This window comes from Variovorax sp. WS11 (genome assembly GCF_010499245.1).
GTDB lineage: Bacteria > Pseudomonadota > Gammaproteobacteria > Burkholderiales > Burkholderiaceae_C > Variovorax.
This window is the reverse complement of sequence record NZ_JAAGOW010000003.1, coordinates 221,931-245,787: the sequence shown is the minus strand read 5'-3', so window position 1 is coordinate 245,787 and position 23,857 is coordinate 221,931. Positions and strand designations below refer to the sequence as shown.

Sequence of the window (23,857 nt, the reverse complement as noted above, 5' to 3'; positions counted from 1 at the left end):
GTCCGGGCTACTCGTCTTCGGCCGCATCGAGACCCGGAAACAGGATCTCGGTGTAGCCGAAGCGCGAGAAATCGCGCACCCGCATCGGATAGAGCTTGCCCAGCAGGTGATCGACCTCGTGCTGCACCACACGCGCATGAAAGCCGCTGACCGTGCGGTCGATGGGGTCGCCGTAGGGGTCGAAGCCGGTGTAGCGGACATGGGCGAAGCGCGGCACTACACCGCGCAGCCCGGGCACCGAGAGGCAGCCTTCCCAACCCTCTTCTTCCTCGTCGCCGATGGGCGTGATGACGGGATTGATCAGTACCGTGCGCGGCACCGCCGGCGCGTCCGGATAACGCGGATTGACGGTGTCGGTGCCGAAGATGACGAGCTGCTGGTCGACGCCGATTTGCGGCGCGGCGAGGCCGGCGCCGTTCACCGCGTGCATGGTCTCGAACATGTCCCGCACCAGCAGGTGCAGCTCGTCGGTGTCGAAGGCGCCGACCGGCTGCGCGATGCGCAGCAGCCGGGGGTCGCCCATCTTGAGGATCTCGCGTACCGTCATGCGGGCATTATCGCCACCGCGGTCCGCGCGCCCGGGCTCAGGGCGGCGTCTGGGTGCGCGAGTCGGGCGAGTTCAGCATGCGGTTGATCTCGCGCGGGCTGCGACCCGGCGGGACCGGCACCGTGACGCCTGCACCGCCGCCGCTGCGCGGCCCGGCGTGCGCCGGCGGGGGTACGGGGACGGCCGGGCGCCCGCCCCAGCCGGCGCGCGGATAGCCCGGATGCGGGTGATAGCCGGGGCGCCCCCCGTAGTACGGATAGGGGTAGCGCGGACGGGAGTAATAGCCGCCGCCATAACCGCCGCCATAGCTGCCGTCGATGTACACGTTCGGCTGGACCACGACCGGTCCCGGATCCGCGTAATAGGGCTCGGAATACCCGTAGGAGCCTCCCGGCACGGCCACGCAGCCGCCGAGCAGCGCCGCGCCTCCGAGCACGGCACAAACACCCCATAGACGGCGATTCTTGATCATGATGGACTCCTGGTCGGTATTGATGTGTTCAACGTCCTCTTGTAGACCTTGTTGACTTCTATCGCATGAAGCTGCGTAACGCACGGTAAAGCTCGGCGAGACCTCAAAGGCCGTTGGCAAGGATCTCGAGCATCTGCGCCTCGTCGATCACGGCCACCCCCAGCCCGGTCGCCTTGTCGAGCTTGCTGCCGGCCTCGGCGCCCGCCACCAGGAAATCGGTCTTCTTGCTGACCGATCCGGCCACTTTGGCGCCCGCTGCCTCCAGTTTTTCCTTCGCCTCGTCGCGGCTGAGCGTAGGAAGGGTGCCGGTGATGACGAAGGTCTTGCCCGCGAGGGGCTTGGGCGCGCGCGCCGCCGGCTCGCCCTCTTCCCAGCTCACGCCGCAGGCGCGCAGCTGCTCGACCACCTCGCGGTTGTGCGCCTGGTCGAAAAAGGTGCGCAGGCTCTGCGCGACCACCGGACCGACGTCGTTGACCTCCAGCAGTTGCTCCTCGCTCGCGTCCATGATCGCGTCGAGCTTGCCGAAGTGCTTGGCCAGGTCCTTGGCGGTGCTTTCGCCGATGTGGCGGATGCCCAGCCCGAAAAGGAAGCGCGGCAGCGTGGTCTTCTTCGACGCTTCCAGGGCGTCGACCAGGTTCTTCGCCGACTTGTCGGCCATGCGGTCCAGCCCGGCCAGGGTCGTGAGGCCCAGCTTGTAGAGATCGGGCAGCGTGCGGATCAGCTGGCCGTCCACCAGCTGCTCGACCAGCTTGTCGCCCAGGCCTTCGATGTCGAGCGCGCGCCGCGCCGCGAAATGCAAGATGGCCTCCTTGCGCTGTGCGCCGCAGAACAGGCCGCCGGTGCAGCGGTAGTCGACCTCGCCCTCCTCGCGCAGCGCGTCGGAGCCGCAGACGGGGCACTTGTGCGGCATGGTGAAGACCGGGCCGCGCTGCTCCGCCGGCCGCGCCGCGCTCTCGGGCACGACGCCCACCACCTCGGGAATCACGTCGCCGGCGCGCCGCACGATCACCGTGTCGCCCACCCGCACGTCCTTGCGCCGGGCCTCGTCCTCGTTGTGCAGCGTGGCGTTGGTCACGGTGACGCCGCCCACGAAGACGGGCGCCAGCTTGGCCACCGGCGTGAGCTTGCCGGTGCGGCCCACCTGCACCTCGATGCCCAGCACCTCGGTCAGCTGCTCCTGCGCCGGGTACTTGTGGGCCACCGCCCAGCGCGGCTCGCGCGAGACAAAGCCGAGCTGCCGCTGCAGCTCCAGGCTGTCGACCTTGTAGACCACGCCGTCGATGTCGTAGGGCAGCGCGTCGCGCTGGCGCGCGATGGTCTCGTGGAAGGCGATCAGCTCAATGGCACCGCGGGCGCGCTGCGTCTGCGTGCCGATCGGAAAGCCCCACGCATGGAACTGCTGCAGCCAGTCGAACTGCGTGGCATGCGCGGGCCCGCCCTGCTCCGGCGGCGTGACCTCGCCGAGGCCGTAGGCGAAGAAGCTCAGCGGCCGGGCCGCGGCGATCGCCGGATCGAGCTGGCGCACCGCGCCGGCCGCGGCATTGCGCGGGTTCACGAACACCTTCTCGTTCTTCTGCCCGGCGGCGATCTTCTCGCGCTGCCGCTCGTTCAGCGTCTCGAAGTCGTCGCGCCGCATATAGACCTCGCCGCGCACCTCCACCACCGGCGGAATCTCCGCGCCCTGGCCGTGCAGACGCAGCGGGATCTGCTGCACCGTGCGGATGCTCTGCGTGACGTCCTCGCCGATCTCGCCGTCGCCGCGGGTGGCGGCCTGCACCAGCACGCCTTGCTCGTAGCGCAGGTTGAGGGCCAGGCCGTCGAACTTGAGCTCGCACACGTACTCGACCTGCGGCGCATCCTCGGCCAGGCCCAGCTCGCGGCGCACCCGCGCATCGAAGGCGCTGGCACCACCGGGCGTGATGTCGGTTTCGGTGCGGATGGACAGCATCGGCACCTTGTGACGCACCTTGGCGAAGGCTTCCAGCGCCTTGCCGCCGACGCGCTGCGTGGGCGAGTCGGGCGTGCGCAGCTCGGGGTGTTCGGCTTCGAGCGCCTGCAGGCGCTGGAACAGGCGGTCGTACTCGGCGTCGGGCAGCTCGGGCGCGTCGAGCACGTAGTAGAGATGGGCGTGGCGGCGCAGTTGCTCGCCCAGTGCGGCGGCTTCGCGAGCCGCCTCCTCGCGTGAGGTCATGGAAATCTCCGGAATCAGAGCGCGTTTTTAGCTGAACAAGCGCCGGGCCAGCGGCGAACCCGCCGACAGCTCGCGCGAATCGAGGGTGTCGTAGAGCTGCTCGAGATCGGCCCCGATCGCGTCCATCGTCTCCTCGCGCAGCAGCTGGCCGTCGCTGTCGGTCACGACGCCGTCCATCTCGCGCGCCAGCGTCGCGGCCGTTTCGCGCATGCGCGCGAAGGGGCGCTCGCTACGGTCGACCTGGGGCACATCCAGGCTCAGCGTGAGCTCGCGAATGGCCGACTGGGCCGGGTCGTCGGCCAGCGCGGCCTGCGTGTCGAAAGACAGGCCCAGGATCGGCGGCAGCCCGAGCTCGCTCGCCGGCAGCACCATGCGGCCCGGAATGATCCCGGCCACGAAGCCCAGCCGCGCGGCATTCTGCTGCACGTAGCCCGGGCTCCAGGCGGCGTGCAGCGCGCGCAGCACGAAGCTCAGCTGGGCATCGTGCGCACTGGCGAACTGGTCGAGCTCGCGGGCCCGCGCCACCTCGTCGAGCATCTCGGGAAACTCGGGCGCGCCGTTGATCGCGTCCGCGAAGGCCTGGGCCTTGACCACGAACTCGGAGTACTCGATCTCGTTGAGCGCACCGGTGCGGTTGGCCAGCTGCACGCCGGCCTGGAAGGCACCGTAGCGCTGGCCGGGCGCGGCCGGTTCCCATTCGCCGGTGTGCTCATTGAGGCCTTCGATCGCCACCGGCTTGCTGCCGGCGCGGCGCGTGGCCGGCATGGCCGCGATGGCGGCGTCGCCGGAGGCCAGGCCCTCCAGCGTGACGGGCGCGATCACGTCGATCAGCGGGTCCAGCCCGCCACGGCGGTCGGCCGTCGGGATCGGCAGCGCGCTGGGCGCGGGCAGGTCGGGGTCGAACAGCGGCTCGTGCCGCTCGGCGCCGGCGACCGGATGTCCGGTCACGTGCAGCACCGGCTCTTCCTCGCGGCGGAGGGGCGCCGGCGCCGTTTCGGGCGCAGCGCCGTCCGGCGCATCGGGTTGGCGCGGCGCGTTGCGGCGCGACATCCAGGCGTTGTAGCCGACCACCGTGGCCAGCACGAGGCCGCCGAGGATCGCCAGCGCGACCGAGAGATTGCTCATGCTGCCTCGGCCATCGATACGGCAGATTCCATGTCCACCGCCACGATGCGCGAGACGCCCTGCTCCTGCATCGTCACGCCGATCAGCTGCTCGGCCATCTCCATCGCGATCTTGTTGTGGCTGATGAAGAGGAACTGGGTTTCGCGGCTCATCGCCGTCACCAGCTTGGCGTAGCGCTCGGTGTTGGCGTCGTCCAGCGGCGCATCCACTTCGTCCAGCAGGCAGAAAGGCGCCGGATTCAGCTGGAAGATCGCGAACACCAGTGCGATCGCGGTCAGCGCCTTCTCGCCGCCCGACAGCAGGTGGATGGTCTGGTTCTTCTTGCCGGGCGGCTGCGCCATCACCTGCACGCCGGAATCGAGGATCTCGTCGCCGGTCATCATGAGCCTGGCGTTGCCGCCGCCGAAGAGCTCCGGGAACATCCGGCTGAAGTGCTCGTTGACGATCTTGAAGGTGCCGCCGAGCAGCTCGCGCGTCTCGCCGTCGATCTTGCGGATCGCATCCTCCAGCGTGTTGATGGCCTCGTTGAGGTCGGCCGACTGGGCATCGAGGAAGGTCTTGCGCTCGCGCGCGACCGTCAGTTCGTCGAGGGCGGCAAGGTTGACGGCACCCAGCGCGGCAACCTCGCGGTTGAGGCGGTCGATCTCGGACTGCAGGCCGGTCAGCCGGACCTTGTCGTCCTCGATCGACCGCGCGACCGCCTCGAGGTCGGCCTGGGCATCGGTCAGCAGCTGCTGGTACTGCTCGAAGCCCAGGCGCGCGGCCTGCTCCTTCAGCTGCAACTCCGTGATGCGCTGGCGCAGCGGGTCGAGCTCGCGCTCGAGCTGCAGGCGGCGCTCGTCGCTGGCGCGCAGCTTGAGCGTGAGGTCGTCGTACTGGCTGCGCGTGGCGCCCAGCGCCGTCTCGCGTTCCAGCTTGAGGGACAGCGCGTCCTGCAGCCCGGCCTGGGCCGCAGCGTCAGACAGGCGGCCGAGCTCGACGCGAGCGCGCTCGTCTTCTTCAGCGAGCGAAACGACCTGCTGGGTCGCCGTCTCGATCGCGCGGTTGAGCTCGGCGCGGCGTGCTTCGAGCGTGCGCTGCGCGAAGACTGCCTCCTGCGCCTGGCGCTCCAGGCTGCGGTGCTGCTCGCGGCTGGCGGACAGGGCGCGGCCGGCCTCGATCACGCGCTCGTCGAGCTGGGCGTGGCGCTCCTGGCTGTCGGCCAGCTGCATGTCCAGCTCCTCGAAGCGGCCTTCGGCAGCGACGCGCTTTTCCTGCAGCTCTTCCAGTTGCGCCTCGACCTCGCCGAGGTCGGTGGTCAGCTGCTCGCTGCGCACGCGCGCCTGCTCGGCCAGCTGCGTGAGGCGCAGCGTCTCGACCTGCAGCTCGTGCGCGCGCGACTGCGTGTCGGCCGCTTCGCGCCGCGCCGTGACCAGGCGCTGCGCCGCATCGCCGTAGGCGGACTCGGCACGGGCCAGCGCGGTGCGGGCCTCTTCGCTGATCAGCGTCTGGGCGCGCAGCTGGCGCTCCAGGTTTTCCATCTCCTGCTGGCGGGCCAGCAGGCCGGCCTGCTCGGAATCCTGCGCATAGAAGCTCACGCCGTGGGCGGTGACCGCATGGCCGCTCTGGACGTAGATCGCCTCGCCGGGCTGCAGCTTGTCGCGCTGGGCCAGTGCTTCTTCGAGCGTCGGCGCCGTGAAGCAGCCGTGCAGCCAGCCGGACAGCAGCGCCTGCTGGCCCGCGTCGCCCAGGCGCAGCAGGTCCGCGAGGCGCGGCAGCGCGCCCTGGGCCTGCGGCGCCGCGGCCGTGGGCGGGCTGTAGAAGGCCAGCTTGGCGGGAGGCGCATCGCCGCCGAAGGCGCGGACCATGTCGAGGCGGCTGACTTCGAGCGCGCCCAGGCGCTCGCGCAGCGCGGCTTCGAGCGCGTTCTCCCAGCCCTGCTCGATGTGGATGCGGCTCCACAGCCCCTGCAGGCCTTCGAGGCCGTGCTTGGCCAGCCAGGGGGCGAGCTTGCCGTCGGTCTTGACCTTCTCCTGCAGCGCCTTCAGCGCTTCGAGCCGGGCCGACAGCTCGGCATGGCGCGCGCCCTCCGTGTTGACGGCCTGCTGCTTGCCGCGGCGGTCCTCGTCGAGTTGCGGTACGGCGTCCTGCAGCTCGTGCAGACGCGCATCGGCTTCGCTGGCGGCTTCCTGCGCGGCGGCCAGCTGCTCCTGCAGGTCGCGCAGCCGCGCCTCGTCGGGCGCCGCGAGCGCGTTCTGGTCGCTGCGCAGGCGCTCGGCGCGCTGCGTCAGCTGGCGGGTCTGGTCCTCGATGTTGCGCTGGTCGGCGGCCAGCACCTGGATCTGCTGCTGCACCTGCGAGACGCTGGCGCGCTGGGCATTGGCCTCGTCCTGCGTGCGTTGCTGCGCTTCTTCGAGGCTGGGAATCCGCGCGTCATGCTCCTCGAGCTGCGCGGCCAGCAGCTCGGCCTGCTCCTCGGCATTCACGCCCTGGCCGGCGAGCGTCTCGATCTCGGCCTCGGCATCTTCGCGGCGCGTGTTCCATTGCGCGATCTGCTCGCCGAGTTGCACCAGACGCTGCTCGACCCGCTGGCGGCCCTCGACCACGAAGCGGATCTCGCCCTCCAGCCGGCCGACCTCGGCGCTGGCCTCGTAGAGCTTGCCCTGCGCCTGGTTGACCTGGTCGCCGGCCGCGTAGTGGGCCTGGCGCACGGTCTCGAGCTCGGATTCGACATGGCGCAGATCGGCCGTGCGCGCTTCGAGGTCGTTGATCGCCTTCTCGCCATCGGCCTTGACCTTGGACTGGTCGCCCTCGCTCTCGCTGCGCTTGAGGAACCACAGCTGGTGCTGCTTGCGCGTGGCGTCGGCCTGCAGCGTGTTGTAGCGCGTCGCGACCTCGGCCTGCTTCTCCAGCCGCTCCAGGTTGCTGCCGAGCTCGCGCAGGATGTCTTCGACGCGGGTCAGGTTTTCGCGGGTGTCGCCGAGCCGGTTCTCCGTCTCGCGGCGGCGCTCCTTGTACTTGGAGACGCCGGCGGCTTCTTCGAGGAAGAGGCGCAGCTCCTCGGGCTTGGATTCGATGATCCGGCTGATCGTCCCCTGCCCGATGATCGCGTAGGCGCGCGGGCCGAGGCCGGTGCCCAGGAACACGTCTTGCACGTCGCGCCGGCGCACCAGCTGGTTGTTGATGAAGTAGCTGGAATTGCCGTCGCGCGTCAGCACCCGCTTGACCGCGATCTCGGCAAACTGCGACCACTGGCCGCCGGCGCGGTGATCGGAGTTGTCGAACACCAGCTCCACGCTCGAACGGCTGGCCTGCTTGCGCGTGGTCGTGCCGTTGAAGATCACGTCCTGCATCGACTCGCCACGCAGCTCGGAGGCGCGCGATTCGCCGAGCACCCAGCGCACCGCATCCATGATGTTCGACTTGCCGCAGCCATTGGGGCCCACCACGCCCACCAGCTGGCCGGGCAAAAGGAAATTGGTGGGTTCCGCGAAGGACTTGAAGCCGGAGAGCTTGATCGAGTTGAGACGCACGGCTGGTTTGGCTTAGGTTGCCAAGGTATTGATTTGTAAGGGAATATTCGCCGGCCTCACCCTCCGGGACCGGCTGCTGCCCGAGGCGGCGATGATAACGTGCGGGCCATGCGCGAATCCCTCCGTTCTTCCCCTCTCGCGCGCCGCCGCGCCGTGCTCATGGGCGGCCTGGCCGCAACGCTCCTCGGCCTGTCGGGCTGCGCCAGCACCGAGCGCGCGGAGCCTTATGGCAGCAACGAGTGGCTGCAATCCGGCGCCAACCGCATCGCCAACCTGGCGCTGCGCGACAACCTGCAATCGATACGGCGCGTGCAGCTCTCGCTGTACCGGCGCAATCCGCGGGAATGGCGCAAGTGGGCGTCGAGCGCGGAGGACGCGACCCAGCGCACCTGGGACGCCATCTCGAACGACACCCCGCTGGCCCAGCTGCGCGGCGCCACCGGCATCGACGCCATCCGCCTCGCCTTCGAGACCCAGCCCAGGCCCTACGAGGGCGATCGCGTGGCGGCGCTGGTGGTCGGCTGGGCTTCCATGCTCAAGCAGGCCAACGGCGGCACCTGGGAGCAGACCATGCTCGACGGCGTGAACGCGGAGAACAGCTACCGCGCGGCGCGCAACGTCGAGATCTCGCTGTGGCTGATCGGCTCGAAGACCGGGCCGGATGGCCAGCCGCTGCTGCTGGCCACCGAGATCAGCGAGCGCGGGCGCAACTTGGTGGTCGATCGCGAGCTGTCGAAGGTGGTGGCGCGGCTGGACCTGCTGGCTGCGCAGGCTGACGAGAAGTACCGGAGAGCGGCGTTGGACTTCAGTCAGAACTGGCTGCTGGGGAACTTCGGGCCGTTTTTTGCGATGGTGAACAGGTAGGTCGATCCTCGGCATCCTGGCCCCTAGAATGCCCCACGCTTCTCCACCCCATCCATCCCCAGCAACCTCATGAGCTCCCTCAACTTCATCGGCGGCGAAAAAGGCGGTGTCGGCAAGTCCGTCACCGCCCGGGTCCTGGCACAGTACTTCATCGATCACAGCAAGCCCTTCGTGGGCTTCGACACCGATCGATCGCACAGCTCCTTCACCCGCTTCTACGAGGGCTTCGCCTCGCCGGTGGTGGTCGACAGCTATGAGGGCCTGGACACGGTGGTCAACGGCTTCGAGACGCGTCCGCAGCAGAGCGTGATCGTCGACCTCGCAGCGCAGACGCTGGCGCCGCTCGCGCGCTGGATCAAGGATTCGGACCTCTTCGACGTCTTCGCCGAGCTCGGCGTGACGGTCAACTTCTGGCATGTGCTGGACGACGGCAAGGACTCGAGCGACCTGCTCGGCACGCTGGTCGACACCTTCGGCAACCGGCCCAACTACATCGTGGTGCAGAACTACGGCCGCGGCAACGACTTCGGCCTGCTGCTCGGCTCGCAGTCGCTCAGCAAGGCGACCGCGCATGGGGCACGCGTGATCGCCCTGCCCCGCCTGCACGACGCCACCATGCGCAAGATCGATGCGCGCAACACCAGCTTCTGGAAGTCGGTCAACGACCGCGAAGGCCCCAACGCGCTCGGGCTGCTGGAGCGCCAGCGCGTGAAGAGCTGGCTCGCGACTTCTTACGCGGCCTTCGACACGCTGCCCGTCTGAGCGCGGCCGCCGCCGCCGCGCCAGAACAACAGGCCCAGCAACAGCAGGCCGAAGACCACGAACGAAATGAAGGACCAGTTCGCGATCGACAGCCCCAGAAAGGTCCAGTCGATCTGCGTGCAGTCCCCGCCGCCGCGGAAGATCATCGGCAGCGCCCGCTTCAGCGGAAAGGTCTCGATCATCCCGTAGAGGTCGCGCCCGCAGGACACGACCTCGGGCGGATACCACTGCAGCCAGCTCTGGCGCGCGGCCGTATAGGCACCGCCCACCGCCATCACCAGCGCAAGCGTCGCGCCCGTGAGCTGCAGGCCGCGGCCCTTGCTCAGCGCCGCCAGGCCGGTGAACACCGCCACCAGCACCAGCGCATAGCGCTGCACGATGCACATCGGGCACGGCTCGAGCCCCACCACATGCTGCAGATAAAGCCCAAAGGCCAGCATGGCCACGCAGGCGGCGCAGATCAGCGCGAGCGCGCGGCGCGGCGCTTCGAAATACCAGTCCAACAAATCAATGCCCCTCTACGAAGACGCGGGCCCGGCGCGGCGTGGCAACCACCGTCTCGCCTTCGCGCAAGCCCAGGTCCCGGAACTGTTGCGCAGGGAGTTGCGCCTCGATGATGGTTCCGGAACCAGGATTGTCTGGATTCGATTCGACCGGTTCGAGTTCCAGGCGCGCGATCGGTCCGACCACGATAGCCCGGCTCAAGGTCGCGACGATGCCGCTGGCGCCGGGCACATAGCGCTCGACGTCGAGGTCGTGCGGCCGCACATAGGCCAGGGCCTTGCCGTTGCGCAAGTCGCGGTGCTCGGGCGAATCGATGCGAACGCCCTCCAGGTGCACCTCGCCCTCGTGCGCGCGGCCGTGAAACAGGTTCACGTCGCCGAGGAAGCCGTAGACGAAGGGGCTGGCCGGGTGGTCCCACACGTCCTGCGGCGAGCCGACCTGCTCGATGCGGCCACCGTTCATCAGCACCACGCGGTCGGCGACCTCCAGCGCCTCCTCCTGGTCGTGGGTGACGAAGATGCTGGTGACGTGCAGCTCGTCGTGCAGCCGGCGCAGCCAGCGGCGCAGCTCCTTGCGGACCTTGGCGTCGAGGGCGCCGAAGGGTTCGTCGAGCAGCAGCACCTTGGGCTCGACCGCGAGCGCGCGGGCCAGCGCGATGCGCTGGCGCTGGCCGCCCGAGAGCTGGGCCGGGTAGCGGTCGGCCAGCCAGTCGAGCTGCACGAGCTTGAGCAGCTCGTGCACCTTGCCCTTGATCTGCGCCTCGCCCGGGCGCAGGCTGCGCGGCTTGACGCGCAAGCCGAAGGCCACGTTCTCGAACACCGTCATATGGCGGAACAGCGCGTAGTGCTGGAACACGAAGCCGACTTGGCGCTCGCGCACATGCACGTCGGTGGTGTCTTCGCCGGCGAAGAGGATGCTGCCGGCGTCGGCCGTCTCCAGGCCGGCGATGATGCGCAGCAAGGTGGTCTTGCCGCAGCCCGAGGGGCCCAGCAACGCGACCAGCTCGCCCGAATCGACGTCGAGGCTGACGTCGCGCAGCGCGTGGAAGTCGCCGAACTGCTTGCTGACGTTGCGGATTTCAATGCTCATGTCTGTTCTCCTCAGGCTTGCGCTGCCGACAGCGGCCGCTCGGGCGGCAGCTCGGCCAGGGCCTTCATCTCGCGCTCGTGGCGCCATTCGATGACCGACTTGATGACCAGCGTGACCAGCGCCAGGATGGCCAGCAGCGAGGCCACCGCGAAGGCGGCCACCGACTGGTATTCGTTGTAGAGCACTTCCACGTGCAGCGGCATCGTGTTGGTCTGGCCGCGGATGTGGCCCGAGACCACCGACACCGCGCCGAACTCGCCCATGGCGCGCGCGTTGCAGAGGATCACGCCGTACAGCAGGCCCCACTTGATGTTGGGCAGGGTCACGCGGCGGAAGGTCTGCCAGCCGGTCGCGCCGAGCACGATGGCGGCCTGCTCTTCCTCGGTACCCTGCGCCTGCATCAGCGGGATCAGCTCGCGCGCGATGAAGGGGAAGGTCACGAAGACCGTGGCCAGCACGATGCCCGGCACGGCGAAGATGATCTTGATGTCGTGCGCCGCCAGCCAGGGGCCGAACCAGCCCTGCGCGCCGAAGACGAGCACGTAGATCAGGCCCGCCACCACCGGCGACACGGCAAAGGGAAGATCGACCAGCGTGGTCAGCAGCGCCTTGCCGCGGAACTCGAACTTGGCGATGGCCCAGGCGGCGGCGACGCCGAAGACCAGGTTCATCGGCACCGTGATGGCGGCGGTGATCAGCGTCAGGCGGATCGCGCTCCAGGCATCGGGCTCCTTCAGCGCCTCGAGGTAGGCGCCGACGCCCTTGCGCAAGGCCTCGGTCGCCACGGCGGCGAGCGGCAGCACGAGGAACAGGAACATGAAGGCCAGCGCCACGCCGATCAGCGTGAAGCGCACCCAGGCCGCCTCGGTGGTGCCGGCCTTGGCGCGGCGAACGGTGCGCGAATTGCTCATGCGGAGGCTCCACGCCGCCGCTGCCAGGCCTGCAGCGCGTTGATGACCAGCAGCAGCGCGAAGGAGATCACCAGCATCACCAGCGCGACCGCGGTGGCGCCCGCAAAGTCATACTGCTCCAGCTTGCCGATGATGATCAGCGGCGTGATCTCCGAAATCATCGGCATGTTGCCGGCGATGAAAATCACCGAGCCGTACTCGCCGATCGCGCGGGCGAAGGCCATCGCGAAGCCGGTCAGCAGCGCCGGCGTGATGGCGGGCAGGATCACCTTGGTGAAGGTCTGCAGCCGGGTCGCGCCGAGGCTGGTGGCGGCCTCTTCCAGTTCCTTCTCGGTGTCCTCGAGCACGGGCTGCACGGTGCGCACCACGAAGGGCAGGCCGATGAAGATCAGCGCGATCACAATGCCGGCCGGCGTGAAGGCCAGCTTGATGCCCATGGGCTCGAGGTACTGGCCGATCCAGCCGTTGCCCGCGAGCAGCGCCGTGAGCGAGATGCCGGCCACGGCGGTGGGCAGCGCGAATGGCAGGTCGACCAGCGCGTCGACGATGCGCTTGCCCGGGAACTTGTAGCGCACCAGCACCCAGGCCACGAGCAGCCCGAAGACCAGGTTGACCAGCGCCGCGATCAGCGAGGCGCCGAAGGTCAGGCGATACGAAGCCATCACGCGCGGCGCGGTCACCGCGGTCCAGAACTGCTCCCAGCTGAGCGCCGAGGTCTTGAAGACCAGCGCCGACAGCGGGATCAGCACGATCAGGCAGAGATAGAAGAGCGAAAAGCCCAGCGTGAGATGAAAGCCGGGCAGCACGCGGCGCGAGACGCCTGGGCGTCCCGGACGTGCGGACGGCGCTGCCGGTGCCGGCAGCGCCGAAGAAAGAGCACCGCTCATTTTTTACTTGGCGCCGGGCGTGTAGAGCTTGTCGAACTGACCACCGTCATTGAAGTGCACCTTCTGCGCTTCGCCGAGGCTGCCGAACAGTTCCTGCACGGTGAAGAGCTGCAAGGGCTTGAAGGTCGCGGCGTGCTTCTTGAGCACGGCTTCTGACCGCGGGCGGAGCGCATGCTTGGCCGCGATCTCTTGCGCCTCGTCGGAGTACAGGTAGTCGAGGTAGGCCTTGGCGAGGTCGCCGGTGCCCTTCTTGTTCACCGTGCGCTCGACCACCGCCACCGGGTTCTCGGCCAGGATGCTGATCGAGGGATAGACCGCATCGACCTTGCCGGCGCCGAACTCGCGGTCGATGGAGACCACTTCCGATTCGAAGGTGATCAGCACGTCGCCGATGTTGCGCTGCAGGAAGGCGGTGGTGGCGTCGCGGCCGCCGCGCGCCAGCACCGGCACGTTCTTGAACAGCTTGCCCACGAACTCGGCGGCCTGCGCGTCGCTGCCGCCCTTCTTCTTCACGTAGCCCCAGGCCGCGAGGTAGGCATAGCGCCCGTTGCCGCCGGTCTTGGGGTTGACGATCACCACCTGCACGCCGGGCTTGACGAGGTCGTCCCAGTCCTTGATGCCCTTGGGGTTGCCGTTGCGCGTGAGGAACAGCATGGTCGAGGTGGTGGGCGCCGCGTTCTGCGGGAAGCGCTTGGCCCAGTCCTTGGCGACCACGCCGGCGTTGGCGAGGAAGTCGATGTCGGTGGTGGTGTTCATGGTCACCACGTCGGCCTCCAGGCCGTCGGCCACGGCGCGCGCCTGGGCGCTGGAGCCGGCATGCGACTGGTCGATCTTGACGTCCTTGCCCGCGGTCTTCTTGTAGTGGGCCACGAAGGCCGCGTTGTAGTCCTTGTAGAACTCGCGCGCCACGTCGTAGGACACGTTCAGCAGGGTCTGTGCCGAGGCGGTGCCGGCGGCGGCCGCCAGCGCCAGGGCCGCAATGATCGTCTTCGTCGTCTTGAAAGTCATAGGGTTGCCAGTGGTTCGAAGGGGGGACGGACGCCCGTCGGCGCATGGGGGTCGTCCGTCAGCGACTGGAGCAGCGCCAAGCCCAAAGGCCAGTCGCCGTGCCCCGAATCGATGTTGATATGGCCGGCATTCTGCATGCGAACGAATTCGCTGCCCCAGGCGCGGGCATAGGCGCCGGCCAGGCGCACCGGGCAATAGGGGTCGTTGCTGCTGGCCACCACGATGCTGCGGTACGGCAGCTTCGCGTAAGGCACGGGCGCGAAGTCCGCGAGCGCGGCGCGCCGTTCCGGATCGGCCGGCGCCACCAGCAGCGCGCCGCGGATGCGGGCCGCGGCGGCCTCGGACAGGTGCGCGGTGGCGATGCAGCCGAGGCTGTGGGCGACGATCACAACCGGGCCGGGGCTTTGCAGCACCAGCGTCTCGAGCGCCGTCACCCAGGCTTCGCGCTTGGGCGTGATCCAGTCGTCCTGCACCACGCGCACGGCGCCCTGCATGCGCTCGGCCCACAGGCTCTGCCAGTGGCCCGGTCCGGAGTCGCGCCAGCCGGGGACGATGACGATGGTCGCTGCGCTCACGCGTCGCTCACTTTTTTTTAATTGATGAAGGGAGCGCCGATTCTCCGAAGCCTTGCTTCAAAGCCAAACGAATATCTACTTGTTTGAATATGGCATATAGCGAATAAGGAACGCCTCAGACCGACGTCACACCGTGAGCATGAAACCGCCCGCGCCGGTGTGCTCGGCAAGGAAATCGATCAGTTTCCGAATCGCCGGCACCAGTGCCCGCCGCGAGGGAAAGACCGCATGCAGGATGCCCGGCGGCGGGCCCCAGCCCGGCAGCACCTGGACCAGGCGCTCCTTCTCGAGGTCGTCCTTGCACATGTACTCGGGCAGCATGCTGGCGCCGACGCCCTCCACCACCGCGAATTTCAGTGTCAGCAGGTCGTCCGCCAAGTAGCGCGGCTGGTGCTGGAACGTGTGCCTGGCACCTCCTGGGCCTTCCAGGCACCAGCTGGCACGCCCATCCGCGGCCGACTGCGAAACCGTGTCCAGGCGCCCGAGTTCATCCACCGTCCGCACCGGGCCCTGGCGCCGGAGCTGGTCCGGGCTGGCCACCAGCACGCCCCGGGAGGTGGCGAGCTGCTTGGCCACCAGCGTCGTGCTGTCCTCGATGACCGGCCGCACGCGCAGCGCCAGGTCGATGCCCTCTTCGATCGGGTCGACGGCCCGGTTCAGGATGCGCATCTCGATCTGCACCGCGGGGTAGCGCAGCATGAACTGCGACACCAGCACGCCGACGCCGCTCTGCGCCAGCGTGATCGGGCAGCTGATGCGTACCACGCCGCGCGGTTCGGTCTGCACCTGGGCGATGGCCTCGGCCGCGGCCTGGGCCGCGTCGCGCATCGCGACGCTGTGGCGCAGGTAGAGCTCGCCGGCCGGCGTCAGCGACAGCTGCCGGGTGCTGCGCTGCAACAGCTGCACGCCCAGCCGCCCTTCCAGCTCGGCCACGCGGCGCGACAGCCGCGACTTGGGGATGCCCAGCGCCCGGCCGGCTGCCGCAAAGCCGCCGCGCTCGGCCACCTCGGCGAAGAAAACCATGTCGTTGAGGTCTTGCATGGGCGGCATTGTTCCATCAACAGGACGAACTGTGTGAAATTTGCCGACTTATCAATCACTCGCCTCAAAAATAGACTATCACCCATGCCGACCGATTCCCGCGCCGGCGCCCATCGAAAGAAAGCGATTGATCATGAAGCTGCTGCACATCGATTCCAGCGTCCTGGGTGACAACTCCGTTTCGCGTCAGCTGAGCGCTGAAGCGGTCGCCGCCTGGCGCAGCAACCACCCCGGCACGGAAGTTGATTACCTGGACCTGGCCGTTTCCGCACCCAGCCACCTCGATGGCCATTCGCTGGGCTTCCGCGCGCCGGCCGGCACCGAGTTCACCGAGCGCCAGCGCGCCGAGAACGCGGTTTCGGAAAAGCTGGTGAGCCAGTTCCTGGCCGCCGACGTGGTCGTGATCGGCGCCCCGTTCTACAACTTCTCGATCCCCAGCCAGCTGAAGGCCTGGATCGACCGCATCGCGCAGGTCGGCCGCACCTTCAAGTACACCGACAAGGGCCCCGTGGGCCTCGCCGGCGGCAAGACCGTGATCGTCGCCATCACCCGCGGCGGCATCTACTCGACGACCGAAGGCGGCCAGGCGATGGAGCACCAGGAGAGCTACCTCAAGGTGGTGCTGGGCTTTGTGGGCATCACCGATGTGCGCTTCGTGCGCGCCGAAGGCCTGGCCATGGGCGATGCGCCGAAGGCGGCCGCACTCGGTGCCGCACGCGCCGACATCGGCGTGGTGGCGGGCGAAGCTGCCAACCAGGACGTCGCGTCCCTGGCAGCTTGATTCCAAAAAAGTAGTGCGACGTGAGGCTCAGGCCTCACGCGCCTCGAAGGGCCGCCATGCGGCCCGGCGGCGTTTCAGCCGCGTCGCACCCGATGGGCCTCAGGCAGTGGCGTGGCGCTTGATCCAATCGACGTACTTGTCGACCCAACCCTGCAGGAATTTCTTGCTGCCGCCCTCGGCGATGTGGCCCTTGTCGTCGAACAAGCCTTCCTTGTTCTGGATGAAGGCTTCGGGCTGGCCGAGCGTGGGCACGTCCAGATAAGCCAGCACGGTGCGCAACTGCTGCTGCGCGATGGCCGTCCCGATGGCGCCGACCGAGATGCCAATCACCCCCGCCGGCTTGCCGGCCCAGGCACTCTGCCCGTAGGGCCGCGATGCGTGATCGATCGCGTTCTTCAGCACGCCGGGCAACGCGCGGTTGTATTCCGGCGTCACGAAGATCAAGCCTTGCGCGGCGGCGATCTCGGATTTGAGCCGCTTGACCGAGGGCGCCTGGTTGCCGTCGTCGTCCTGGTTGTAGAGCGGCAGGTCGTCGATGCGCAGATGCTCCAGCGTGAAGTCCGAAGGCATCAGATGCGCGAGCGCGAGCGCAAGCTTGCGGTTGAAGGAATCCTTGCGCAGGCTGCCGACGATGACGGCGATTCGGGTCTGGCTCATGAAAGCTCCTTTGTGTTGGGGTGCGGCAAATTATGCGAAGCGTCTTTGACCTTTTCCAGAAAAGCTCAATCGCAGCCCGCCTTCTGCAGACTGGCCTGCGTGATGTTCGCGCCGGCCGGCACATCGTCGGTGATCCAGGTGTTGCCGCCGATCACCGCGCCCGTGCCCAGCGTCACGCGGCCGAGGATGGTGGCTCCGGCATAGATCACCACGTCGTCCTCCACGATCGGATGCCGCGGCAGGCCCTTCTGCAGGTTGCCTTCGGGGTCGATGGGGAAGCGCTTGGCACCCAGGGTCACATGCTGGTAGAGGCGCACGCGCTTGCCGATCACCGTGGTCTCGCCGATCACGACGCCGGTGCCATGGTCGATGAAAAAGCCGACGTCGATGCGCGCGCCGGGATGGATGTCGATGCCGGTCTGCCCATGCGCGAGCTCGGCCACGATGCGCGCCAGCAGCGGCAGGCCCAGCCCGTAGAGCTGGTGCGCGAGGCGGTGATGGATCATCGCGAGGATGCCGGGGTAGCACAGCAGCACTTCGTCGACGCTGTTCGCGGCGGGGTCGCCCTGGTAGGCGGCGAGCACGTCGCCGTCGAGCAGGCGGCGGATCGACGGCAGCGCCGCGGCGAAGGCACGCACGGCCTGCTCCGCCTCGGCATCGATCTCGGCCGGGTCGCGCGGCTGGTGGCGTGCGTTGTAGCGCAGCTCCAGCCGGCCCTGCGCCAGCAGCGACTGCAGCGCCGAATCGAGCGTGTGGCCGACGTAGAAGTCTTCGCTCTCGTGGCGCAGCTCGGGCGGGCCCAGGCGCATCGGGAACAGCGCGCCCTTCAGCGATTCGACGATCGCGGCCAGCGCATCGCGCGAAGGAAACTCGCGGCTTCCCGGCTCCCGCGAGCGCTTCTGGGCATCGCGCCACTCCTCGCGCGCCCCGCGCAGCGCGCGAACGATCCCGCTCACATCGAAATCAGCCATTGCTCGTTCCTTCGAATGGTTGGCCTGTTGCGACCTTGCACCAAGGAGGAAGCCCTGCGCTGCGCCAAGGCTTTCTCGCGGACAGCCCCCATCATGCCTGCGTGCCTCCCATCGACAGATGGACCTGCCGGAGATCCTCCTGGAAGGCCAGCGCGATGTCGTTCAGATAGGCCCGCTTGCGCGATGCCATGTGGAAGCCGACGTTGTAGTGCATGGTGGCCTGGTTCAAGGGCGCCAGCAGCCCAGCCTCCATGTAGGGCGCGGCGAAGTGCTCCGGCAAATAGCCCAGGTGCCGCCCGGACAGGATGAGCACCGCGGTGGCCTCCATGTTGTCGGACACAGCGGTCACGCGCAGGGCCGGCTGCGTCAGCTGCGCTTCGGGCAGCGGATAGCTGCGCCAGGCCCAGTCGAAGCCGACCAGGTCTTCCATCGCCAGCTTGCCGGCGCGGGCGAACAGCGGGTGCTCGCGGCCGCAGCAGGCCACCTGCCGCTCGGAGAACAGCGGCGTGTAGTCGAGCGTGGGCACGCGGTGCCAGAAGTAGCCCACCGCGACCTGCAGCTGGCCGCTGATCAACTGCTCCTCCAGGTCGCCCGGCGGGCGCACCACGATCGAGAAGCGCACCGCCTCGTCGCGCTGGCGGAAGCGCGCGATGGCCTGGCCGATGCGCACGTTCTGGCTCATCGGCGCATGGCCGATCAGGCCGATGTTCAGGCTGCCGACCAATTGCCGGTCGACGTTGCGCGCCTCGGCGCTGAAGTCGCTCAAGGTGTCCATCAGCCGGCGGGCCAGCTGCACGAAGCGCTCGCCTTTCGGCGTGAGTCGGAAGCCGCTGCGCCCCCGCGTGCACAGCGCGAAGCCGAGCCGTGTCTCCAGCGTCGCGAGCTGGCTGCTGAGCGTCGACTGACCGACATTGAGCGAGGCCTGCGCAGCCGACAGGCCGCCCGCATCGACGATCGCCAGGAAGACCCGGACGAGGCGCAGGTCCAGGTCGGAGAGGTTGGTCAGCATGAGGGTTTTCCCGTTCGATACATCGATTTCTGTCAATGTAAACGCGATGTCTTTGCCATGGCACCCCGCAAGGCCCGTCACTAGCATTCACGACATGGACATCGCGATCCGTCCGGGAGCCCGGCACAGGGCCCGATGGATCCAGGAAATGCCCCCAGGACACGAACGCACTTTTTACATCGACCTGAATGGATGTGAGCAATGACTGAACCCCTCTTCCAGCCCCTCGGCGGCAACGAGATGCCCCGCTTCGGCGGCATCGCCACCATGATGCGTTTGCCGGTGGTCGACGATCCATCGCAGCTCGACGTCGGCTTCGTCGGCATCCCCTTCGACCTCGGCACCTCCAACCGCTCCGGCACGCGCTTCGGCCCGCGCCAGATCCGTTGCGAGTCGGTGCTGCTGCGGCCCTACAACATGGCGACCCGGGCGGCGCCCTTCGATGCGCTGCGGGTCGCCGACCTCGGCGACGTGGCCATCAACCCCTACAGCCTGCCCGACTCCATCGCACGCATCGAACGCGCCTACGATGCGATCGCCGCGGCCGGATGCAAGCCCATCACCCTCGGCGGCGACCACACGGTCACCCTGCCGATCCTGCGGGCCCTGCACAAGCGCCATGGGCCGATCGGGCTGATCCACATCGACGCGCACGCCGACGTCAACGACACCATGTTCGACCAGAAGATCGCCCACGGCACGCCCTTCCGGCGCGCCGCCGAGGAAGGCCTGATCGATCCGCAGCGCGTGGTGCAGATCGGGCTGCGCGGCACCGGCTACACGGCAGAAGATTTCGACTGGTGCCGCCAGCAGGGCTTCCGCGTGGTGCAGGTCGAGGAATGCTGGGGCCGCTCGCTTACGCCGCTGATGAGCGAGGTGCGCGAGCGCGTGGGCGGCGGCCCGGTCTATTTCACGCTCGACATCGACGGCATCGATCCCGCCTTCGCGCCGGGCACCGGCACGCCGGAGATCGCCGGCCTGACGGTGCCGCAGACGCTGGAAGTGATCCGCGGCGCCTGGGGCCTCGACCTGGTCGGCGCCGATGTCGTGGAGGTGTCGCCGCCCTACGACCCCCAGGGCACGACGGCGCTGCTGGCGGCCAACCTGGCCTACGAACTTCTTTGCGTGATGCCCGGCGTGCCGCGCCGCTGACCTGACATGAACGCTGCTCCCGACTCCCTGCGCACCGACGGCGCCGCCATCGACGGCACCTGGCGGACCGGTGCCGGCGCGATGCTGCCGGTCGTCAACCCGGTGACCGGCGCCGAGATCCTGTCGTTCCCGGCCGCCGGCATCGCGCAGGTGGACGAGGCCGTCGCCTCGGCTCGCCGGGCCCTGCCCGACTGGCGCAGCACGACGCCGGCCGAGCGCGGCGCCTGCCTGCGGCGCATCGCCGAACAGGTGCGCGACGCACGCGGGCAACTCGAGGCCCTGCAGCGCCTGTGCAACGGCAAGCCGGCCGCGGAGGCGCGCACCGACGTCGACGACGTCATCGCCACCTTCGCCTACTACGCCGACCTGTGCGAGCGGGGCGCCGGCCTGGCGCCGCAGGCGGTTGCGCTGCCCGATGCCTCGGCGGGTGCGCAACTGCAGTACGTCCCGCTGGGTGTGGCCGCTCTCGTCGTGCCGTGGAACTTCCCGATGGTCACCACCGCCTGGAAGCTCGCGCCCGCGCTCGCGGCCGGCTGCACGGTGGTGCTCAAGCCCTCCGAGCTGACGCCGCTGGCCGAGATCGCGCTGATCGACATCGTGCTGCGTTCCGGCCTGCCGCCCGGCGTCGTCAACCTGGTCTGCGGGGCCGGCGCGATCGGCGCGGCGCTGGTCGGCCACCCGGACGTGGCAAAGATCTCCTTCACCGGCAGCAACGCGACCGGACAGCGCATCCTCCAGGCCAGCGGCAGCCGCCTGCAACGGGTCAGCCTCGAGCTGGGCGGCAAGTCGTCCCTCATCGTGCTCGACGATGCCGACCTGGACGCCGCCGTCGCGCTGGCCGTCGGCGGCGCCTTCTACAACGCCGGCCAGATGTGCTCGGCGACCTCGCGCACGCTGGTGGCGCGCCCGCTCTACGAGGCCTTCGTCGAACGCCTGGTCGTGGCCGCGCAGGCGCTGCGCCACGGCGACCCGGCCGACCCGGCCGTCGACCTCGGCCCGCTGATCAGCGCCGCGCAGCGCGACGGCGTGCTCGCGCGCATCGAGCGCGGCCTGGCCGACGGCGCGCGGCTGCGCTGCGGCGGCCGGGCCCTGGACGGAGCCGGCGGCTTCGCGGTGCAGCCCACCGTGTTCACCGACGCCACGCACGCGGATGCCCTGTGGCGCGAGGAGATCTTCGGCCCGGTGGCCTGCGTCCAGCCCTTCGACCAGGACGCCGACGCGGTGGCGCTGGTCAACGACAGCGACTTCGGCCTGGTCGCGAGCGTGGCCTCCACCGACCGCGAACGCGCGCAGCGGGTGGCCGCGCAGCTGGAGGTCGGAACCGCCTGGGTCAACCTGCCGCAACTCGTGTTCCCGCAGACCGCCTGGGGCGGCTTCAAGCGCAGCGGCCTGGGCCGCGAGCTGGGCCCCTGGGGCCTCCAGGCCTTCCAGGAGCTGCGTCATGTCATCAGCGCCCGCTGACTCCCCTCTTCCCACCCATTCGCCCCACCTTGGAGAAACCATGAGAAAGATGATCCCTGCGAAGCAACTCGCCGCCCTCGCGCTGGCAGCCATCGCCCTCGGCGCCTCGGCCAAGGAATGGAAGGAGGTCACGATCGCGATGGACGCGACCTACCCGCCCTTCGAATCGGTCGGCCCTGACGGCAAGCTGGTCGGCTTCGAGGTCGACCTTTCCAATGCGCTGTGCGAGGAGCTCAAGCTCAAGTGCAAGCTGGTCAACGTGGCCTTCGACGCGCTGATTCCCGGCCTGGTCACGAAGAAGTCCGATGCGCTGATCACATCGCTGAACATCAACGAGGACCGCAAGCGCGTGATCGACTTCAGCGAGCCCTACTACCGCATGGAGAACCGCTTCGTCGCCAAGAAGGGCGCGAACATCCCCATCAGCCGCGAGGGCCTCAAGGGCAAGAAGATCGCGGTGCAGGCCGGCACCGCGCAGGCAAGCTACGTGCGCAAGTTCTACGGCGACATCGCCGACGTCAAGTACTACCAGGGCGCGAGCGAGCCCTACCTGGAGCTCCTGAGCGGCCGCGCCGATCTGCATTTCGGCTTCGTCGTGCAGATCAACGACAGCTTCCTGAGCAAGGACGGCAAGGGCTACGAGTTCGTCGGCCCCTCGGTCTCGGGCAAGGACGACAAGACCCTCGGCGAAGGCGTCGCGGTCGCGGTGCGCAAGGACGACAAGGAACTCAAGGCCTTGTTCAACCAGGGCCTGCAGTCCTTGCGCAAGAACGGCACGCTGAAGAAGATCAACGACAAGTACTTCCCGTTCACCCTGGTGGTGGACTGACGCGCGCGTCGCCGCCCTTCGGGAGCCGTTGATGGACTATCTCTGGAACGTGCTGGCAGCCGGTTCGGTCACGCTCGAAGTGGCCCTCGGATCGCTGCTGCTGGCCATCGCGCTCGGCCTGCTCGGCGCCTGGGCCAAGCTGTCGGGCGGCCGCGCGATCGCGGCCGTGGCCGAGACCTACACCACGCTCGTGCGCGGCGTGCCGGACCTGGTGCTGATGCTGCTGTTCTTCTACGGCGGCCCGGCGCTGGCCAACCTCGCGCTCGAACGGATGGGGTTCGAGACCACCGTCGACATCGATCCCTTCGTCGCCGGCATCGTCACGCTGGGCCTGATCTTCGGCGCCTACCTGACCGAGACCTTCCGCGGCGCCATCCTCGGCATTCCGAAGGGCCAAATCGAGGCGGCTTCGGCCTTCGGCCTCGGCCGGCTGCGCATCGGCTGGCGCATCGTGCTGCCGCAGATGGCGCGGCTGGCGCTGCCGGGCTTCACGAACACCTGGCTGGTGCTGGTCAAGTCGACCGCGCTGGTCTCCGTGCTGGGACTGGAGGACATCATGTTCCGCGCCAAGAACGCCGCCCAGGCGACGCGCCAGCCCTTCACCTTCTTCCTGCTCACCGCGGCGGTCTACCTGCTGATCACCACGGCCTCCGTGCTCGTGCTGCGCTGGTTCGAGCGCCGCGGCGCCCAGGGCGCCGAACGGCCGGCGCCCATGCCCGCCACTGCCACCGCCACTGCCACCGCCACCGCCACCGCCACCGCCACCTTGAAGGATGCGACATGAACTGGGACGTGATCGCCGAGCATTGGCAACTGTTCGCGCGCGGCGTCGGCATCTCGCTGGCGCTGACGGCAGGCACCGCGGTGCTGGGGCTGCTGCTGTCGGTGCCGCTCGCCTTTGCGCGCCACGCCGAGCGCCGCCTCCTGTCGGCCCCGGTCGCGGCCTTCACCTTCGTGATCCGCGGCACGCCCGCGCTGGTGCAGCTCTACCTCATCTACTACGGCTTGTCGCAGTTCGAGGCGGTGCGCGCCAGCGTGCTGTGGCCGTGGCTGTCGAACGCCGGCGTGTGCGCGCTGCTGGCCTTCACCCTGAACACGACGGCCTACACGACCGAGATCTTCCACGGCGCGCTGAAGAGCCTTCCGCGCGGCGAGCTCGAGGCCGCCATGAGCTTCGGCATGTCGCGCTGGACGCAGGTACGGCGCATCCTGGCGCCCTCGATGCTGCGGCGCGCGCTGCCGCAGTACGCCAACGAGATCATCATGCTGCTGCACATGAGCTCGCTCGCGGGCCTGGTGACGCTGATCGACATCACCGGCGCGGCGCGCTACGTCAATGCCGAGTTCTATCTCGCCTTCGAACCCTTCATCACCGCCGGTGTGCTCTACCTCGCGATCACGCTGCTGCTGGTGCGCCTGTTCGTCGCCGCCGAGCGGCGCTGGCTGGTGCACCTGCGGCCGCGCAAGTCCTGAGCGCCCCCGCCCCTTCAGTCCCCTCTTCCATTGCCG

At 68.7% G+C, this 23,857-nt stretch carries 23 protein-coding genes; 8 read left to right on the top strand and 15 right to left on the bottom strand.

Annotated elements, in window-relative coordinates; all coding sequences use genetic code 11:
• Positions 1-7: 7 nt before the first annotated feature.
• The 5 genes from def to smc form a co-directional block, all read right to left on the bottom strand.
• Complete coding sequence (gene def, locus GXN78_RS26910) at positions 8-547, bottom strand: peptide deformylase (protein ID WP_106558120.1); 540 nt, start codon at positions 545-547, stop codon at positions 8-10.
• A 37-nt stretch (positions 548-584) separates the two neighbouring features.
• A complete protein-coding gene (locus tag GXN78_RS26905) occupies positions 585-887 on the bottom strand; it encodes a hypothetical protein (RefSeq protein ID WP_239142939.1) in 303 nt (100 codons plus the stop codon).
• A 235-nt stretch (positions 888-1,122) separates the two neighbouring features.
• Entirely contained in the window at positions 1,123-3,210 is a 2,088-nt protein-coding gene (gene ligA, locus GXN78_RS26900) for an NAD-dependent DNA ligase LigA (protein ID WP_106558119.1), read from the bottom strand.
• 27 nt (positions 3,211-3,237) lie between these two features.
• Positions 3,238-4,335: a cell division protein ZipA C-terminal FtsZ-binding domain-containing protein gene (locus GXN78_RS26895; RefSeq protein WP_106558118.1), complete on the bottom strand. Its 1,098-nt coding sequence runs from the start codon at positions 4,333-4,335 to the stop codon at positions 3,238-3,240.
• Positions 4,332-7,847: a chromosome segregation protein SMC gene (gene smc, locus GXN78_RS26890; RefSeq protein ID WP_106558117.1), complete on the bottom strand. Its 3,516-nt coding sequence runs from the start codon at positions 7,845-7,847 to the stop codon at positions 4,332-4,334. The genes GXN78_RS26895 and smc overlap by 4 nt, the downstream gene beginning before the upstream one ends.
• A gap of 108 nt (positions 7,848-7,955) precedes the next feature.
• On the opposite strand from smc, the gene GXN78_RS26885 reads away from it, so the two are divergent.
• Positions 7,956-8,711, top strand: coding sequence for a hypothetical protein (locus tag GXN78_RS26885; RefSeq protein WP_106558116.1), 756 nt, complete (start codon positions 7,956-7,958; stop codon positions 8,709-8,711).
• Positions 8,712-8,780: 69 nt separating this feature from the next.
• On the top strand, positions 8,781-9,473 hold the full coding sequence (locus GXN78_RS26880) for a mobilization protein (RefSeq protein ID WP_106558115.1): 693 nt from the start codon (positions 8,781-8,783) through the stop codon (positions 9,471-9,473).
• On the opposite strand, the gene GXN78_RS26875 is transcribed toward GXN78_RS26880, so the two are convergent.
• The 7 genes from GXN78_RS26875 to GXN78_RS26845 all read right to left on the bottom strand — a co-directional run bounded on the left by GXN78_RS26875 (position 9,443) and on the right by GXN78_RS26845 (position 15,488).
• Positions 9,443-9,979 carry a disulfide bond formation protein B gene (locus tag GXN78_RS26875; protein WP_106558114.1) on the bottom strand — a complete coding sequence of 179 codons (537 nt, stop codon included), beginning with the start codon at positions 9,977-9,979 and terminating at the stop codon, positions 9,443-9,445. The two genes, GXN78_RS26880 and GXN78_RS26875, sit on opposite strands and share 31 nt — an antisense overlap.
• Position 9,980: 1 nt before the next feature.
• A complete protein-coding gene (locus tag GXN78_RS26870) occupies positions 9,981-11,066 on the bottom strand; it encodes a sulfate ABC transporter ATP-binding protein (protein ID WP_106558113.1) in 1,086 nt (361 codons plus the stop codon).
• Between the two features lie 11 nt (positions 11,067-11,077).
• Positions 11,078-11,977, bottom strand: coding sequence for a sulfate ABC transporter permease subunit CysW (gene cysW / locus GXN78_RS26865; RefSeq protein WP_106558112.1), 900 nt, complete (start codon positions 11,975-11,977; stop codon positions 11,078-11,080).
• Positions 11,974-12,864, bottom strand: coding sequence for a sulfate ABC transporter permease subunit CysT (gene cysT, locus GXN78_RS26860; RefSeq protein WP_106558111.1), 891 nt, complete (start codon positions 12,862-12,864; stop codon positions 11,974-11,976). The genes cysW and cysT overlap by 4 nt, the downstream gene beginning before the upstream one ends.
• 3 nt (positions 12,865-12,867) lie before the next feature.
• Positions 12,868-13,872, bottom strand: a complete 1,005-nt coding sequence (locus tag GXN78_RS26855; protein ID WP_106558110.1) for a sulfate ABC transporter substrate-binding protein — start codon at positions 13,870-13,872, stop codon at positions 12,868-12,870.
• A complete protein-coding gene (locus GXN78_RS26850) occupies positions 13,869-14,447 on the bottom strand; it encodes an alpha/beta hydrolase (protein ID WP_106558109.1) in 579 nt (192 codons plus the stop codon). Before GXN78_RS26850 ends, GXN78_RS26855 begins: the two co-directional genes overlap by 4 nt.
• Positions 14,448-14,573: 126 nt before the next feature.
• Positions 14,574-15,488 (bottom strand): LysR family transcriptional regulator, encoded by a 915-nt coding sequence (locus tag GXN78_RS26845; RefSeq protein ID WP_106558108.1) that lies wholly within the window; start codon positions 15,486-15,488, stop codon positions 14,574-14,576.
• Between the two features lie 133 nt (positions 15,489-15,621).
• Here GXN78_RS26845 and GXN78_RS26840 point away from each other — a divergent pair, with 133 nt between their 5' ends.
• Complete coding sequence (locus GXN78_RS26840; protein ID WP_106558167.1) at positions 15,622-16,269, top strand: NAD(P)H-dependent oxidoreductase; 648 nt, start codon at positions 15,622-15,624, stop codon at positions 16,267-16,269.
• Between the two features lie 99 nt (positions 16,270-16,368).
• Here GXN78_RS26840 and GXN78_RS26835 read toward each other — a convergent pair whose 3' ends face one another.
• The 3 genes from GXN78_RS26835 to GXN78_RS26825 form a co-directional block, all read right to left on the bottom strand.
• Positions 16,369-16,926 (bottom strand): NAD(P)H-dependent oxidoreductase, encoded by a 558-nt coding sequence (locus tag GXN78_RS26835; protein ID WP_106558107.1) that lies wholly within the window; start codon positions 16,924-16,926, stop codon positions 16,369-16,371.
• A 65-nt stretch (positions 16,927-16,991) separates the two neighbouring features.
• Entirely contained in the window at positions 16,992-17,897 is a 906-nt protein-coding gene (epsC, locus tag GXN78_RS26830; RefSeq protein ID WP_106558106.1) for a serine O-acetyltransferase EpsC, read from the bottom strand.
• 91 nt (positions 17,898-17,988) lie between these two features.
• Positions 17,989-18,906 (bottom strand): LysR family transcriptional regulator, encoded by a 918-nt coding sequence (locus GXN78_RS26825; RefSeq protein ID WP_106558105.1) that lies wholly within the window; start codon positions 18,904-18,906, stop codon positions 17,989-17,991.
• A gap of 201 nt (positions 18,907-19,107) precedes the next feature.
• On the opposite strand from GXN78_RS26825, the gene speB reads away from it, so the two are divergent.
• From speB to GXN78_RS26800, 5 genes are read left to right on the top strand one after another with little or no spacing between them, the layout of a single operon-like run.
• Complete coding sequence (speB, locus tag GXN78_RS26820; RefSeq protein WP_106558104.1) at positions 19,108-20,058, top strand: agmatinase; 951 nt, start codon at positions 19,108-19,110, stop codon at positions 20,056-20,058.
• 6 nt (positions 20,059-20,064) lie between these two features.
• Entirely contained in the window at positions 20,065-21,519 is a 1,455-nt protein-coding gene (locus GXN78_RS26815) for an aldehyde dehydrogenase family protein (RefSeq protein WP_106558103.1), read from the top strand.
• Positions 21,520-21,559: 40 nt separating this feature from the next.
• Positions 21,560-22,348, top strand: a complete 789-nt coding sequence (locus GXN78_RS26810; RefSeq protein WP_204162281.1) for a transporter substrate-binding domain-containing protein — start codon at positions 21,560-21,562, stop codon at positions 22,346-22,348.
• Between the two features lie 31 nt (positions 22,349-22,379).
• Positions 22,380-23,132 (top strand): ABC transporter permease subunit, encoded by a 753-nt coding sequence (locus tag GXN78_RS26805; protein WP_106558102.1) that lies wholly within the window; start codon positions 22,380-22,382, stop codon positions 23,130-23,132.
• Positions 23,129-23,821: an ABC transporter permease gene (locus GXN78_RS26800; protein ID WP_106558101.1), complete on the top strand. Its 693-nt coding sequence runs from the start codon at positions 23,129-23,131 to the stop codon at positions 23,819-23,821. The genes GXN78_RS26805 and GXN78_RS26800 overlap by 4 nt, the downstream gene beginning before the upstream one ends.
• The last annotated feature ends 36 nt before the right edge of the window (positions 23,822-23,857 follow it).